This is a genomic window from Shimia sediminis, from assembly GCF_003990645.1.
GTDB classification, from domain to species: domain Bacteria; phylum Pseudomonadota; class Alphaproteobacteria; order Rhodobacterales; family Rhodobacteraceae; genus Shimia; species Shimia sediminis.
In genome coordinates, this window is the sequence record NZ_RYZK01000002.1 from 212,563 (window position 1) to 227,056 (window position 14,494).

12 protein-coding genes are annotated in these 14,494 nt (G+C 56.5%); 11 read left to right on the forward strand and 1 reads right to left on the reverse strand.

Going from position 1 to position 14,494, the window contains the following annotated elements:
• The first annotated feature begins 1 nt into the window (after window position 1).
• From EK369_RS05565 to EK369_RS05590, 6 genes are all read left to right on the forward strand, one after another.
• Entirely contained in the window at window positions 2-1,282 is a 1,281-nt protein-coding gene (locus EK369_RS05565) for a TRAP transporter large permease (protein ID WP_127112708.1), read from the forward strand.
• Window positions 1,282-2,736 (forward strand): mannitol dehydrogenase family protein, encoded by a 1,455-nt coding sequence (locus EK369_RS05570; RefSeq protein WP_127113265.1) that lies wholly within the window; start codon window positions 1,282-1,284, stop codon window positions 2,734-2,736. Before EK369_RS05565 ends, EK369_RS05570 begins: the two co-directional genes overlap by 1 nt.
• A complete protein-coding gene (gene uxuA, locus EK369_RS05575; RefSeq protein WP_127112709.1) occupies window positions 2,730-3,944 on the forward strand; it encodes a mannonate dehydratase in 1,215 nt (404 codons plus the stop codon). The genes EK369_RS05570 and uxuA overlap by 7 nt, the downstream gene beginning before the upstream one ends.
• A 299-nt stretch (window positions 3,945-4,243) precedes the next feature.
• A complete protein-coding gene (locus EK369_RS05580) occupies window positions 4,244-4,930 on the forward strand; it encodes a hypothetical protein (protein ID WP_127112710.1) in 687 nt (228 codons plus the stop codon).
• A gap of 551 nt (window positions 4,931-5,481) precedes the next feature.
• A complete protein-coding gene (locus EK369_RS05585) occupies window positions 5,482-7,056 on the forward strand; it encodes a 2-isopropylmalate synthase (RefSeq protein WP_127112711.1) in 1,575 nt (524 codons plus the stop codon).
• Between the two features lie 150 nt (window positions 7,057-7,206).
• Window positions 7,207-7,839, forward strand: a complete 633-nt coding sequence (locus EK369_RS05590; RefSeq protein WP_127112712.1) for a TorF family putative porin — start codon at window positions 7,207-7,209, stop codon at window positions 7,837-7,839.
• 39 nt (window positions 7,840-7,878) lie between these two features.
• Here EK369_RS05590 and EK369_RS05595 read toward each other — a convergent pair whose 3' ends face one another.
• Complete coding sequence (locus EK369_RS05595; protein WP_127112713.1) at window positions 7,879-8,472, reverse strand: hypothetical protein; 594 nt, start codon at window positions 8,470-8,472, stop codon at window positions 7,879-7,881.
• 403 nt (window positions 8,473-8,875) lie between these two features.
• Between EK369_RS05595 and EK369_RS05600 the strand changes: the two genes are divergently transcribed.
• The 5 genes from EK369_RS05600 to rodA all read left to right on the forward strand — a co-directional run bounded on the left by EK369_RS05600 (window position 8,876) and on the right by rodA (window position 14,483).
• Window positions 8,876-9,916, forward strand: a complete 1,041-nt coding sequence (locus EK369_RS05600; protein ID WP_093090085.1) for a rod shape-determining protein — start codon at window positions 8,876-8,878, stop codon at window positions 9,914-9,916.
• Between the two features lie 65 nt (window positions 9,917-9,981).
• Window positions 9,982-10,872 (forward strand): rod shape-determining protein MreC, encoded by an 891-nt coding sequence (gene mreC / locus EK369_RS05605; protein ID WP_127112714.1) that lies wholly within the window; start codon window positions 9,982-9,984, stop codon window positions 10,870-10,872.
• Window positions 10,865-11,404 (forward strand): rod shape-determining protein MreD, encoded by a 540-nt coding sequence (locus EK369_RS05610; protein WP_127112715.1) that lies wholly within the window; start codon window positions 10,865-10,867, stop codon window positions 11,402-11,404. The genes mreC and EK369_RS05610 overlap by 8 nt, the downstream gene beginning before the upstream one ends.
• Window positions 11,401-13,347: a penicillin-binding protein 2 gene (gene mrdA, locus EK369_RS05615; protein ID WP_127112716.1), complete on the forward strand. Its 1,947-nt coding sequence runs from the start codon at window positions 11,401-11,403 to the stop codon at window positions 13,345-13,347. Before EK369_RS05610 ends, mrdA begins: the two co-directional genes overlap by 4 nt.
• On the forward strand, window positions 13,344-14,483 hold the full coding sequence (gene rodA / locus EK369_RS05620; protein WP_127112717.1) for a rod shape-determining protein RodA: 1,140 nt from the start codon (window positions 13,344-13,346) through the stop codon (window positions 14,481-14,483). The genes mrdA and rodA overlap by 4 nt, the downstream gene beginning before the upstream one ends.
• The last annotated feature ends 11 nt before the right edge of the window (window positions 14,484-14,494 follow it).

Genomic DNA, 14,494 nt, shown 5'->3' on the forward strand with positions numbered 1-14,494 from the left:
GATGGAACTCTATATCCTATTTGGAACCTTTTCATTTTTGCTGTTGATCGGGACGCCGGTCGCCTTTTGTCTGGGCGTGTCCAGCTTTGCGACAATTGCTTATCTTGGTCTGCCACCCGTGGTCGTGTTTCAGCGATTAAACTCAGGTGTTTCGGTTTTTGCGCTAATGGCTATTCCGTTCTTCATCTATGCTGGTGACTTGATGGTTCGCGGAGATATCGCACGTCGATTAGTTTCACTCGCAGAGGCATTCGTCGGACACTTTCGAGGCGGCCTTGGTCAGGTTAATGTTTTATCGTCAGTGATGTTTGGGGGTGTTTCTGGTTCTGCAGCGGCTGATGCTAGCGCCGTTGGCGGCCTGATGGTGCCACAAATGAAAGAACGCGGTTATGGCGTCGATTATGCAGTAAACATAACAGTTGTCAGCTCGATCATCGCATTGTTGCTGCCGCCGTCACACAACATGATCATTTATTCAATCGCTGCGGGGGGGCGCATTTCAATTGCAGACCTGTTTACCGCAGGCATTATTCCAGGGTTTTTGTTGGCAGTTGTCTTGATGGTTGCGGCTTGGTGGGTGGCCAGGCAACGCGGATATCCGGTGCAGAAATTTCAGGGTTTCCGAATAATGGGCGCTCTCTTTGTGTCTGCCTTGCCTGGATTAATTATGGTTGCGATTATTTTCGGCGGCGTACGCTCAGGTATCTTCACAGCATCCGAATCCTCAAATATCGCCGTGGTCTACGCGCTGATTGTCACCTTTTTTGTCTATAAAACGTTGAGTTTCTCGGACTTTGTCGAAGCTACATTTGCTGCTGTGCGCACCACTGCAATGGTTTTGCTGGTCATCGGATGTGCGGCCGCATTTGGATGGCTTTTGGCGTACACACGTGTTCCGTCATCGCTTGTTGTCCTGCTCAAAAGTGTGTCTGAAAACCCGATCGTTATCCTGCTCTTACTGAATATTGTGTTGCTGATGCTTGGCACCTTCATGGATATGTCACCACTAATCGTGATTACCACACCGATTTTCCTGCCAGTGGCTACCGCATTTGGTGTCGATCCGGTGCACTTCGGTGTGATTTTGATACTGAACCTTGGCATTGGTCTGTGCACACCTCCTGTTGGAGCGGTCTTGTTTGTGGGATGCGCAGTAGGCCGCATTTCAATCTGGGAAACGATGAAATCAATCTGGCCATTCTACGGGGCCGCTGTCGGTGTCCTGCTGCTGGTTACTTATATTCCAACTCTTTCGCTCTGGCTTCCTTCGGTGTTCAAATGATGTCAGCAAAGCGAAACACAGAGTCACCGCTGTTGGGGCCCGATCAAGAGGAAACACGACCAGGAGTAGGTATCGTCCACCTTGGGCTCGGCGCATTTTTTCGAGCGCATGGGGCAGTTTACATCGCGGACGCAATGGAGGCATCCGCAGGGGATTGGGGCGTCGTGGGTGTCAGCCTCAAATCGTCTGATACACGCGATAAGCTTAGGCCACAGGGGTGGGTATATACTGCACTCGAGCTTGCCGATAGCGCCTGCAAAACGCGAGTGATTCAAGTCTTGCATGATGTGTTAGTCGCGCCGGAAAACCCAACAGCTGTGCTTGCGGCTTTGGCGGCACCATCGACAAAAATCGTAAGCCTTACAGTCACTGAAAAAGGGTATTGTCTTAATTCGGCAACCGGGCGTATCAATTTCGATCATCCTGACATCAAAGCTGATTTGGGATCTCCTACGCCGGTGTCTGCACCAGGGTATCTGATGCGCGCCCTCCAAATTCGCAAAGATGCTGGGTTACCAGCATTCAGTGTGCTGTCGCTTGATAACCTTCCGGAGAATGGCCAGCTTGCTAAGTCAGCGGTTTGCGATTTGGCACGTGCGGTTGATCCTGCCCTCGCGGATTGGATCGAATGCCAGGCCAGATTTCCGTCTACCATGGTAGATCGCATCGTCCCGGCCACCACGGAAGATGTAGTTGAGAAGGTCCGCGAAATGACGGGCTTTGAAGATCAGGCAGCTGTGCAGCACGAACCTTTTAGGCAATGGGTGGTCCAAGACAACTTCATGGACAATGATCGTCCTGATTTTGCCGCTGCTGGCGCTTTGCTTGTGCGTGACGTTCAACTCTTCGAGCTCATGAAGCTGCGTATGCTGAATGGCGCACATTCTGCGTTGGCCTATCTCGGATACCTGGCAGGTCATAAAACAATCTCTGATACGGTTCATGATCCTGTTTTTGATGAGTTCATTAGCGACTTTTGGACCAAGGAGGTTATTCCGGCTTTGAAAACTCCTCCGTGTACAGACTTGAACGCCTATGCCGACGACCTCAAAAAGCGGTTCGCAAATACGGCGATTCAGCACCAAACATGGCAGATCGCAATGGACGGCAGTCAAAAGCTACCGCAGCGTATTCTGAACACCCTATTTGAAAACCTAGAAGCAGGCCGCCCGTATGATCGGTTACTTTTGGCGCTGGCTGGGTGGATGCAATACGTCACTGGCTGGGACGATACTGGGGCCGCCATTGAGGTGTGCGACCCTCTTAGCGCTGAAATAACGAGCTGTCTTGCGGGAGCAAACACAGCGGAGACCCGTGTAGCAGCCCTTTGCACACTTCATGAAGTCTTTGCTGGATACCCAATGGAAAAACTAAGGCCACAACTCTCTGTGTTGGTCGACAAATTGGAACGGTCTGGATCCCGAGCCACAATTGAGGATGTTCTGAAATGTTAGAAAGCTGGCGTTGGTATGGAGACTTAGATGACATCAGCTTGCCGGAAATTCGGCAGACAGGTGCAAAGGGCATCGTCACTGCTTTGCACGAAGTCCCATATGGACAAGTCTGGGACCGTGAGTTGATTGCCAAAAGGCGACACAGAATTGAAGCGGCTGACCTGGTTTGGAGCGTTTGTGAAAGCCTGCCTGTTCACGAGGACATAAAACGTGGTTCAGGCAATCTGAATTGTCTTTTCGAAAACTATCGTCAATCGATGGCAAACCTTGCGTCTGAAGGCGTCAAGATCATCTGTTACAATTTCATGCCCTTACTGGATTGGACACGGACTGACTTGACCGCCCCCGTTTCAAGCGGGGGGACATGTTTGAGATTTTCAGCGATCCGTATGGCGGCATTTGAAATCCACATGCTGGGCCGGGAAAAAGCTGAAGCGGATTATCCTGCAGATGTGGTTGAGAAAGCCGCTCAGTACTACGTTGGAATGACCGCAGATGATCAGAAACAGCTTCTTGATGCCATTATGTCTGGCCTGCCTGGGGCATTCGATCGATACGATATCCAGGGCTTAAAACAGGTTTTGCGTACCTATGAGGGCATCGAGCAAGATGAATTGCGCACCAACTATGCCCGGTTCTTGAAAGAAGTAATCCCTGCAGCAGAAGAGCTTGGCATCTTATTGTGTGTTCATCCAGACGATCCACCTAGAGATATTCTCGGCCTGCCCCGTATTGTCTCCAACATGGAAGATATAGCCTGGATAATGAACGCTTATGACAGCCCTTCGAACGGATTGACCCTGTGCGCTGGTTCTCTTGGTGCCAACCCGGAAAATGATGTGCCTGCTATCGCCGCAAAGTTTGCTGAGCGCATTCATTTTGCTCATCTGCGAAATGTCCGAAAAGATGCGGATGGTTCCTTCGAAGAAGCGGCACATCTTGAGGGTGACACCGATATGGTTGCGCTCGTTTCTGTTTTGATAAAGGAAAATGCCAGGCGACTGAAAAACGCTAAGACCGATTTTTTGGGTATTCCTTTCAGACCTGATCACGGTCACGAACTTTTGTCTGATATTGGACGTTGCAGCATACCTGGATACCCTTTGATTGGCCGCATGAAAGGTCTCGCCGAAATTCGTGGGGTTGTTCACGCGGTGGAGAGTTTGAGTGGGAATGGCGGTTCTTTTGATTTGCCGCAAGGCTTCTGACCAACACCTGTGGTTTCCTTGCGGATGGCTCAATACTGAGTTCAGCCATGGTGCGCACATTGTGATGAACTTGCCTGTCAAAGAGCGTTTCAAACTGACCCTTTTTCAGCGTTTTTATTTGGCCCACCCCTTGTGGCGCAAAGCCTCCAGTCGGACCGCTCTCACATAGCGAGGCTGCCCGGGGGCTTTGCTTGTGCGACGGTTACGTTTTTCTGCGTCGCTTGCTTTGTGCGAACACGAACGGTGTTCTCCACGTATCCCTCAAATGCTCGCCCCAGAGTGCGTAGTTTGGCGTGTTCATGCTCGAACAGCTCTGCAAACATGCGATCCGATTGCTCGGGTTGGGGCCGGTGTGCCAGCTCTTCGCAGCGCAGCCGCGGCCAATCGTTCAGCGCATCGAGGTCATCAAAGTCAGGTTTGGGCACAAACAACCGGCCGCGCAAAAATCGGACCTGGTTCTCAACCTGTCCCTTCTCCCAGCCCACAGCCAGGGTGCAGGCAACCGGCTCCATCTCCTGCGCTTTGCCGGGATAGGTCACGACAAAGGGCTTGCGGCTGTAGCACAGGTGGAAATGGGCAACCTTCACCTTCTGCTCGAGACTGCCCAGTACTGCCCGTTCTTCGCTTCAGTCAAATTGCAATGCATCGCCTGCCGCAAGATGCAGCAGGACAAAAGCCTCGCCCGAACCGGCACCGGCCCGCTTCTGGGCGCTCCGCCGTTCCCGGCGGGGTCACTTCTGGTCCTGATCGAAAAGCCCCTCAAGTCTAAAATCAAAACCGTTGCACGGCCTGTGCCGAACCAGTGGCACCTGGCGCTGGTAGCTCAGCGACCTCTCATCCTTCAAATACTTGTTGATCGTTTTCCGCGACTGACCGGATGCTGTGCCCCTCGACCAATTCCCATCGCCGGATCTTTGACACGCTTGCCTTCAATAACATCTCCTCTTTTCTCCGCACAAAGTTGCGCGGATGTTACCGGAATCTGATGGGTCAATATTACTCGCTCATAATCCACAAAAGTGGGTCGGTTTTGCATGCCGATTCACACATTTGCGACAGCGACCCCAACGTTGGTTCACGATCCCAAGCCGGACGGAATGGCCCCTCTTCCACCGCACGCCCTGTTAACCGCGCGAAACACCGATCCCCTGCACCGACGCAATACCGACGTTATACCGACACGATACCGAACGCGGTTTGGCCTTGTATTCCTCGGTTTTAACCCGCGATTCGCACCGGACTCTGCAAAAGCTGCAGAACGCCCCGGCAAGATCGCGTTAACCTCTCGCGGAACATGGGTCACCCAAACCTTTGGTCCGTTACAGGCGATTTGTCACTTTTCATTTCCTGTCCGCCATGTATAAATCCCTCCCATGATGACCCAGGCCCATATCGCAGCTTCTGCACAGTGCACTCGCGCTGCGATTCTGGCCGACCTTCTCCTGCTAGCCCGCCTCTGAGCGTGCCATCTTGGCGCGACCGCTCAGAGGATGCCGCTTCGCGCCCGGACTTCAGGAGAAAAAAGAGAGATTCCAAAATGACCGATAAGACCCAACAAGACCGCGTCTTGATCTTTGACACAACCTTGCGCGATGGCGAGCAAAGCCCCGGCGCGACCATGACCCACGACGAAAAACTCGAGATTGCCGAGATGCTCGACGAGATGGGTGTCGACATCATCGAGGCCGGTTTCCCGATCGCCTCCGAAGGTGACTTCCGCGCCGTGAGCGAGATCGCAAAGCGTTCAAAAAACAGCAGAATTTGTGGCCTGGCCCGTGCCAACTTTGCCGACATCGACCGCTGTTGGGAGGCCGTGAAATTCGCCGGCCAGAACCGCATTCACACCTTTATCGGCACCTCGCCCCTGCACCGCGCCATTCCGAACCTCACGCAAGATGAGATGGCCGATCTGATCCATGACACCGTCAGCCATGCCCGCAATCTGTGCGAGAACGTACAGTGGTCGCCGATGGATGCGACCCGGACCGAGTGGGATTACCTCAAGCGCGTGGTGGAAATCGCGATCAAGGCCGGTGCCTCAACGATCAACATCCCCGACACCGTGGGCTACACCGCGCCGGTGGAAAGCGCCGATCTGATCCGCGGCCTGATCGAACAGGTTCCGGGTGCCGACGAAGTGATCTTTGCCACCCACTGCCACAACGACCTTGGCATGGCGACCGCCAACTCACTGGCCGCCGTGGCGGGTGGTGCGCGTCAAATTGAGTGCACGATCAATGGCTTGGGTGAACGCGCGGGCAACACTGCCCTGGAAGAGGTCGTCATGGCACTCAAGGTGCGCAACGACATCATGCCCTGGCACACCAGGATCGACACCACCAAGATCATGGCCATATCGCGCCGAGTCGCCACGGTCTCGGGCTTCCCGGTGCAGTTCAACAAGGCCATCGTCGGCAAGAACGCCTTTGCCCATGAATCCGGCATCCACCAGGACGGCATGTTGAAGAACGCCGAGACGTTCGAGATCATGCGCCCCGAGGACATCGGCCTTTCGGGCACCTCGCTGCCCCTCGGCAAGCACTCGGGCCGGGCCGCTCTGAACGACAAGCTGAAGAACCTTGGCTTTGACATTGGCGCCAACCAGCTCAAGGACGTGTTTGTTCGCTTCAAGGACCTCGCCGACCGCAAGAAAGAGGTGTTTGACGACGACATCATCGCACTGATGCGGGTGGGTGAAGACGAAACCAACGACACGCTGAAACTGGTGTCGATGAAGGTCACCTGCGGCACAGGTGGTCAGGCAGAATCGACGGTTGAGATGGAAATCGACGGAGATGACCGGTCGGCCACGTCCTTTGGCGACGGCCCGGTAGACGCGACATTCAAAGCGATCCGCGAGTTGCACCCCAACACAGCCCAGTTGCAGCTTTATCAGGTGCACGCTGTGACCGAAGGCACAGATGCGCAGGCCACCGTGTCCGTGCGTCTGGAGGAAGATGGCGTAATCGCAACCGGTCAATCCGCCAACACCGACACGGTTGTCGCCTCGGCCAAGGCCTATATTCATGCGCTCAACCGCCTGATCGTGCGCCGCGGCAAGCTGGGCGAAGGCGCGGATGCACGCGAAATATCCTATCGCGACATGACCTGATCTGACCGCGGATATCGGGATACAGGGCTGCCCGATCGGGTGGCCCTTTTTGCTTTCACAAGGCGTCAAAGCTATGTGAACCCCCATGAATCAGTGGACAAAGCACCGGAAACGTCGTGAAATCAACCCCGAGCATCCGTCGGGGTTTCCATGACGATCCGAGTCTCAAGTTTTGGAGTACTGTTGGCCGCCAACCTATTGGCACAGCCGGCTATGGCGCAGGAGCTGAATTGGTCCTGGGGTTTGGATGTGACGTCGAACTATGTCTTTGCCGGCGTGACGCAAAGCGACGATGGCCCGGCGATCCAGCCCTGGTTCGAGGTCGAGAGCCAGGGCGCATATTTTGCCTTTTGGGGCTCTACCGTCGATCTTGGGTCGGATGAATGGGAACTCGATTGGTATCTCGGCTACCGCAACACGACCTCCTATGATCTCGATTGGGATGTCGGTTTGGCCTTTTATACCTACAATTCGACGGGCTACTGCTGCACCGAGGTGACACTGGAGCTGTCCTATCCGGTGACATCACAGGCTTCGGTTGGGGGGTTCCTGGGCTACAACCCTGACTCGGGGCATTGGCACCGGTATCTTGACGGGTCTTTTGCCTTTACCGACAGGATTTCCGGCTCGGCGCGCATCGGTGCAAATGACGGGATGGACACGGAATACTGGCAGCTTGGCGCCAGCTACAATTTCAACGACTCCGTCTCAGCCGATCTGCGCTATCACGGTGCAGACGTTGGGGACGCGGGCCTCGCCTTCAGCCTGAGTTTCGGCTTCTAAGCTGTGGCTCCAAGTCGGTCACGTTTCGCGAGGGCATCGCTAACCACAGTAGAGGCAGTTCGAATAGCTATTGCAGTCAAACCCGTTGCCATCATAGCAAATGCAATCGCAATGGTTCAGATATGGGAAACCAGGTGGGCAACATGTGTGTCCTTGGTCATTGCAAAAGTAGGTAATGCAATCATAGTGGCCTGCTCCATAATGGGCAGCACAGTCACCGCAGGCCGCGCGTGATTTTGTTGGCAATCCCAGTGTCACGGCAGACGCCAATGCTCCGTATTTGAAGACCAGCCCCAACAACTGCCGACGCGAAACCTGTTGCTCTGGCCTGCCAGTTCTGATGGGCAGCACGGCGTGCGGGCCTATCTGCACCAACTCACCGGCTGCAGCTCTGCGCATCTGCCACACGTGACGAACTGCGAACGTCACGACGTGCGCCAGGGTTGTCGTCGCCAACACCATTGAAAGGATCGCCAAAACACTGACCAAAACCAATCCGAAATCATACTTCACAGCAAGAAAAGTCGTGAGCCCGCCAAGCACTGCACCCCAGAAGGCGAACCTCATACAAACCGCACAGCGCCCAAACTTGTTGCCCCAAAAGTGTTTAATCCTTCTTGTCAAACTGCGCATGACGATCCCCCTTGTTTGGTGTTGAGTACTCCTAAACAATGCAACCTTAGAGGTTGCTACAATCAAACACACACAGCATCCCAACAATTCTTAATATTTTCAATTGTTTAGTTAACAACCCCTTTTAGAATGCAGCTAACATCGGCTGTTCCGGCGACTTGTTCTTTTCCGCGCGAGCTTCTACATCCCGGTCCGATCGCTTCCCCAAAATCACTGCAAAAGAACGCGGCAGACAATCGCCACAGATTGCCGACGAAGTACGCAAGATACAGCCACGGCGGAAACGCGCTGATTTTGCTGCAAGAAGGGCTTTCACAAACGGCAGCCGACACATATAACGACTTCGCCTACGTCGCGGCAGTGACGCGGGCCCTTTTTGAATTTCTGCGGGAACAAAACTCACATGCTGGGAAATCTGGGCGGCCTGTTCACCTCTGACATGGCAATCGACCTCGGGACAGCCAACACGCTGGTCTATGTCAAAGGCAAAGGCGTGATCCTGTCCGAGCCATCAGTTGTGGCCTATCACGTCAAAGATGGCGTAAAAAAGGTTCTGGCGGTGGGTGAAGACGCCAAGCTGATGCTGGGCCGGACCCCGGGCAGCATCGAGGCCATCCGCCCGATGCGGGATGGCGTGATCGCCGACTTTGACACCGCCGAAGAGATGATCAAGCACTTCATCCGCAAGGTACACAAACGCTCGACCTTTTCGAAGCCCAAGATCATCGTCTGCGTCCCCCATGGCGCCACACCAGTGGAAAAAAGAGCTATTCGTCAGTCGGTTCTGTCGGCTGGTGCACGTCGCGCCGGGCTGATCGCGGAACCCATTGCTGCCGCCATAGGGGCCGGCATGCCGATCACCGACCCGACCGGCAACATGGTTGTCGATATCGGCGGCGGGACCACCGAAGTTGCGGTTCTGTCTCTGGGCGATATCGTTTATGCGCGCTCGGTCCGTGTAGGTGGCGACCGCATGGATGAGGCCATCATCAACTACCTGCGCCGCCAGCAGAACCTGCTCGTGGGCGAAAGCACCGCAGAACGTATCAAGACCTCAATTGGCACCGCGCGTATGCCCGACGATGGCCGGGGCCAGTCGATGCAGATCCGCGGTCGCGACCTGTTGAACGGCGTTCCCAAGGAAACCGAAATCAGCCAGGCTCAGGTGGCCGAAGCGCTGGCGGAACCCGTCCAGCAGATCTGCGAAGCGGTGATGACCGCGCTGGAAGCCACACCTCCGGACCTCGCAGCGGATATCGTGGATCGTGGCGTCATGCTGACCGGTGGGGGCGCTCTTTTGGGTGATCTCGACCTGGCACTGCGTGAGCAAACCGGGCTGGCGGTGTCGATTGCCGACGAAAGCTTGAACTGCGTGGCCATGGGCACCGGTAAGGCGCTGGAGTACGAAAAACAGCTGCGCCACGCCATCGATTACGACAGCTGACCCGGATTTGACGCGCGGGTAACCCGCATGCCAGTCTCGGAGCGCGAACCTGAACGAGGGAAACCGTGGCCAAGGACCGGAATCAGGGTGATGACTATATTGGTCCGCTGAAGCGTCTTCTGCTGGCCACACTATTGTTGTGCCTGTTTGCCATTTTCCTTGTCTGGCGGATCGACAGCCCTCGGGTCGAAAGGTTCCGGGCGCAGGTGGTTGACCGGGTGGTGCCTTCGATGGATTGGGCCATGGCGCCGGTAACAGGCGCGATCAATTTGGTACGCGATTATCAAAGCTATCAGCGCATCGTGGACCAGAACAAGGAACTGCGTCGCGAATTGCAGCAAATGAAGGCCTGGAAAGAGGCTGCCCTGCAGCTTGAGCAGGAAAATGCCCGCCTTCTTGACCTGAACAATGTCCGCCTCGATCCGCGTTTGACCTTTGTGACCGGCGTGGTGCTGGCCGACAGCGGCTCTCCTTTCCGTCAATCCGTACTGCTGAACATTGGCGCACGAGACGGCATTGTGGATGGCTGGGCAACCATGGACGGGATCGGACTCGTGGGGCGAATTTCGGGCGTGGGACGCTCGTCCAGCAGGGTGATCCTGTTATCCGACAGCTCCAGCCGCATCCCGGTTATGATTCAGCCCTCGGGCCAGACCGCCATCGTCGCCGGAGACAATTCCATCGCGCCCTACATCGACTTTCTTGAAAACCCCGAGCGTGTGCGCCCCGGTGACCGTGTGATCTCGTCCGGCGACGGTGGCGTGTTTCCCAGTGGCCTGCTGGTTGGTCAGGTTGCCACGGACCCCGGCGGCCGCCTGCGCGTGCGTCTCGCGGCAGACTACGAACGGCTGGAATTCCTGAGGGTCCTGCGCGACCATGGGCACGAGCAGATCACGGAACCCGGCGGGATCATTTCACCCGAAGCCCCAACATCGCCGGAGGCCGGAGATGGCTGAGGCAGGACAGACGAGCAAGTGGCGCATGCGATTCTGGTACGGGTTGCTCGTACTTGGCCTGCTGTATCTCCAGCTGTTGCCACTCCAGACCGTGCCGCGCAGCTGGGCCGGGCCTGACCTGATCGTGCTATTCACGGTGGCCTGGTCCATCCGGCGGCCTGAATATGTGCCAACCGTGCTGGTTGCGGTGATGGCCTTGTTGGTGGACTTCATTTTACTGCGCCCACCAGGTGTCATGGCCGCAACTCTGGTGGTCGCCCGGCAACTATTGAAACGACAAGAGCCGGGACTGCGAGACGCCACCTTTATGACCGAGTGGATGGTGGCTGCATTGGCCCTTGCGGGCCTTGCTTTGGCGAACCGTGTGTTCCTTGCCATATTTCTGGTGGATCAGGCCCCGTTGGGCATGACCCTGATGGAACTCGCGATGAATGTCATGGCCTATCCGATGGTGGTTCTGGTTTCGCATGTCGCCTTTGGCATTCGCAAAGTTGTTCCGGGGGAAACCGATGCCGTGGCAGGTGCCATATGAGACGCCCCAAGGTCGACAACCCCGAGTTTCAGGGCCGCCTCAGCCGCCGGGCGCTTTTGCTGGGTGGGGCGCAGCTGGGCTTCATGGGCCTTTTGGGGCTGCGCATGCGTCAACTGCAGGTGGAGCAGTCCGATCAATACCGGTTGCTGGCCGAAGAAAACCGCATCAACATCCGGCTGTTGCCACCGGCCCGAGGTGAAATTTTTGATCGCAACGGCGTCTCGCTGGCACGCAATCAACCCTCGTACAGGATCAACATCGTGCGCGAAGACGCCGGTGACGTCGATGCGGTGATCGCAAAACTGTCCGAACTCATTGAGCTGGACGAAGAAGACCTGAACCGCGCGATGGCTGAGATGAAACGCTCTGCCCCGTTTCTGCCCGTTACGGTGGCGGATCACGTGACCTGGGACCAGGTTAGCCGCGTTGCCGTGAACGCGCCCGCACTGCCTGGGGTCACGCCAGATGTGGGCCTGTCGCGGCAATACCCGCTGGATGGCGATTTTGCCCATGTGGTTGGCTATGTGGGCCCGGTCAGTGACTATGACCTCTCGAAAATCGAAAACCCCGATCCATTGTTGCGCATCCCGCGTTTCCAGATCGGCAAGGTCGGTGTCGAAGCCAAACACGAGGCCGAGTTGCGCGGGTCAGCGGGCACCAAACGCGTTGAGGTCAACGCAGTGGGTCGTGTCATGCGAGAGCTGGACCGGCAGGAAGGTCAGCAAGGCGAAGACCTGCAACTGACGATCGACCAGAAACTGCAATCCTATGTTCAGGCCCGTCTGGGCGAAGAAAGCGCGGCCGCCGTCGTAATGGATTGCCGCAACGGCGACCTTCTGGCGGTCAACTCTGCACCGACCTTTGATCCAAACCACTTTGTGACCGGCATTTCTGTCGCCAATTATCAGGCCCTGACCGAAAACAACCACCGACCGCTCGCGGCCAAATCCGTGCAAGGCACCTATCCTCCGGGATCTACGTTCAAGATGATCACCGCCCTTGCGGCGCTCGAAGAGGGACTGGTTTCCTCCGAAGACACGGTCTGGTGTCCCGGTTACCTCGAGGTATCGGATCGCAAGTTTCACTGCTGGAAGCGCGCTGGCCACGGGCATGTGGACCTGAACCAGGCCCTGCGGGAAAGCTGCGATGTTTACTTCTATGAGCTTGCGCTTGAGTTGGGCATTGACCGGATTTCGGCCATGGCAACGCGTTTGGGGCTGGGTCTTCGGCACGATCTGCCGCTGTCGGGGATGGCCAGTGGTCTGAACCCGACCCGCGATTGGAAGGCGCGCGTGCGCGGACAGAACTGGGTGCCCGGTGACACGGTAAACGCCTCGATCGGTCAGGGGTTCGTTCTGGCCTCGCCGCTGCAACTGGCTGTGATGACGTCACGCCTCGCATCCGGATTGGCGCTTGAGCCGCATCTGATAAAATCCGTGAACGGTGTCGAGCCGCCGCGAGCCGAGGTGCCCTCGCTTGGGCTCAACGAAAACAACCTGCGCCATATCCGGCGCGGGATGTTTGCGGTGTCGAACCATCGGCGTGGGACGGGCTATGGCAGCCGTGTGATTGAAGATGCCTATCGACTGGCCGGCAAAACCGGCACCAGTCAGGTGCGCAATATCACTGCGGCGGAACGGGCCGCAGGCGTGACCAAGAACGAAGACCTGCCCTGGGAACGCCGCGACCACGCGTTGTTCGTGAACTTTGCCCCCATCGAAGACCCAAAGATCGCCGTTGCCGTCGTGGTTGAACATGGCGGTGGCGGGTCAACAGCGGCCGCTCCCATTGCGCGTGACATCACGCTGCAGGCCCTGTTTGATGGTGACCCGCCCATCGCGGCCTATCCCGCCAAGGACCGCCGCAAGATCGAAGAACAACAGGACCGACTGCGCGCCCTGATGCCGGATCGTGACGGCAACCGGGGAGACGCGCGCACATGAGTTATCTTGAGTATTCCGTCAAATCCGTTCCCAGCGGCCCGCGCAAGGTCCTGTTCCTGAACTGGCCTCTGATCCTGTTGCTTTCGGCCATCGCAGGCGTTGGCTTCATGATGCTCTACTCTGTCGCGGGTGGCTCTTTCAGCCCCTGGGCCGAGCCGCAAATCAAGCGATTCGCCTTGGGGTTGGGTCTGATGTTGATCGTCGCCATGATCCCAATCTGGTTTTGGCGCAGTGTTTCCGGGGGCGCATACCTGGGCACTATTCTACTGCTGGTGTTGGTCGAGGTGATGGGCAGTGTCGGCATGGGCGCACAGCGTTGGATTGATCTGGGCTTCATGCGGCTGCAGCCTTCGGAACTGATGAAAATCACGTTGGTGATGGCACTGGCCGCGTATTACGACTGGCTGCCACCGGCCAAAATCTCACGCCCGCTCTGGGTGGCTTTGCCCGTTCTGGCCATTCTTCTGCCCACAGCACTGGTTCTGCGCCAGCCGGATTTGGGAACGTCTTTGTTGCTGATCATCGGTGGCGCCATGGTGATGTTCATGGCCGGGGTGCATTGGGGATACTTCGCAACTGTTTCAGCCATGGGCGTCGGCCTGGTCACAGCTGTCTTTCAATCACGCGGCACAGGTTGGCAATTGCTGAAAGACTACCAGTACAGACGTATCGACACGTTCCTTGATCCAGCCAGCGATCCGCTGGGGGCGGGCTATCACATCACCCAATCCAAAATTGCGCTGGGGTCCGGAGGCTGGACCGGGCGGGGCTTCATGCAAGGGACCCAGTCGCGGCTGAATTTTCTGCCAGAAAAACACACTGACTTTATCTTCACCACGCTGGCAGAAGAGTTTGGATTCCTTGGGGGGATATCGCTTTTGGGGCTATATGCGCTGATCATCGTGTTTTGCATTACGGCGGCGCTCGTCAACCGTGACCGGTTCTCCTCGCTCCTGATCCTTGGCATTGCGGCGACCTTTTTCCTGTTCTTCGCGGTCAACATGTCCATGGTCATGGGGCTGGCGCCGGTTGTGGGGGTTCCGCTACCGCTGGTCAGCTACGGTGGCTCGGCCATGCTGGTTCTGTTGGTGGCTTTTGGACTGGTACAAAGCGCCCACGTGCATCGCCCACGCTAAGCCCCCTTGCC